The organism is Emticicia sp. (assembly GCF_049241225.1).
In the GTDB taxonomy this organism is placed as follows: Bacteria; Bacteroidota; Bacteroidia; order Cytophagales; family Spirosomataceae; genus Emticicia.
Map to the genome: position 1 here is coordinate 16010 of NZ_JBMLRC010000220.1, position 1640 is coordinate 17649.

A 1640-nucleotide genomic window follows, 5' to 3' on the forward strand; every position below is an offset into this window, starting at 1 on the left:
AGCCAGTATTCAAGTCATCATTGTGCTATTCTCAAATCAGTTGGTGGGCGATTATATCAAGAAAACCATTCACGGCCGAGATTACGTTTCTTACCGAGAATTTTATGCCGAAGACCTTTTCTCGAAAGTAAAAACCGTACTGAAGCAAGACGAAAATCCGAACAAACGAGTCGGAATGGTTGGGCTGCACCCTGCGGTTGCCCAGTATAACCAAATTCCGACGATTGATGGTTATGTAGTGCTTTATTCGTTGGCTTACAAACATCAAATCCAAGCAATCATTCAACCCGAATTGAACCAAAACAAATTCATCAAAAACTATTTTGAGCAGTGGGGGAGTAGATGCTATTTGTTTGATAATGAAGCTGTTATTGCGGGTGATGGTATTCTAAAAAAACAAAAGTGCTGTACCGAAAGCTTAGATTATGACTTCGATAAATTGAAGCAATTAAAGTGCGGTTATATATTGTCGGCCGTTGAAGTGAGACACCCATCAGAGCACTTGAAATTGCTTTCAAAAGTAGAAGATGCCAACTGGCGTGTGTGGATTTATAAGATTATTTAGTTAGCAGTCAGAGATCAAATTGTACATAGATTCAAAAGTCTATTAAGCTAATCCTGAAAGGATGAAATTATTATAGTATTCAGTTATAATAGTTATGTTTGAACCCCGAAGTGGGTGATATTTCATTCCATTGGAGTTCTAATAAACCAAGTATTTTCTTAGATTTCCTTAATTCTTGGGGAATAGCGACGGCATCGCTCGAAGCGATGCCGTCGCTGGTCTTGTAGATTAGAATAAATGAAGGGAAATTCCTTTAGTTTCATTGATAGATAAATTTATCTTTGCAATAAATTGATAATCAAAATTTTAATATACTGTTGACCGTCGTCTATCGACCGTGGACTATTTCTTCAACCCTATAAAGTTTCATGAAAAATTATACTTATACGCTTTGTATCGTCGTAGCGGCCACTGTTGCTTATTTCTTTCCTCAATATTTTACCGAAATCAATGGTTTTCAGCTAAAAGAATTAATCATTCCGCTGTTGCAAATAATCATGTTTGGAATGGGAACAACCATGACTTATGATGATTTTCTTGGTGTAATCAAAATGCCAAAAGCCGTTGTGGTGGGTTTGGTTTGTCAGTTTACGATTATGCCTTTTCTGGGCTTTGCTATCGCCAAAAGTTTCAATTTTCCACCCGAAATTGCTGCCGGAGTTATTTTAGTAGGTTGTTCGCCCAGTGGTTTGGCTTCCAATGTGATGTCGTATATTGCCAAAGCCAATGTTGCCTTATCAATCACCATTACTTCATTCGCCACGCTTTTGGCTCCAATCATGACACCTTTTTTGATGAAAATGTTGGGCGGTCAATTCATCGAAATTGATTTTTGGAGCATGACCCTCGATATTTCAAAAATGATAATAGTGCCAGTTGGTATTGGTTTTTTACTCACAAAATTATTGAATGGAAGAGGCGAGTGGCTGCAAAAAGTGCTACCAATTATCTCAATGGCAGGCATTGCCGTGATTATTGTGATTATTACGGCAGCAGGCCAAAAATCATTGCAAACGGTTGGTTTGGCTTTGGTTTTTGCTACATTTCTACATAATATCGGTGGTTTTATTTTGGG

Annotated in this window: 2 protein-coding genes; both read left to right on the forward strand. The window is 37.8% G+C overall.

The features are described from left to right. The coding region (locus ACOVO2_RS12395; protein WP_421770281.1) for a DUF6044 family protein at nt 1-565 on the forward strand (565 nt) is incomplete at its 5' end. A 368-nt stretch (nt 566-933) separates the two neighbouring features. Further along, on the forward strand, nt 934-1640 hold a 707-nt coding region (locus tag ACOVO2_RS12400; RefSeq protein ID WP_421770282.1), incomplete at its 3' end, for a bile acid:sodium symporter family protein.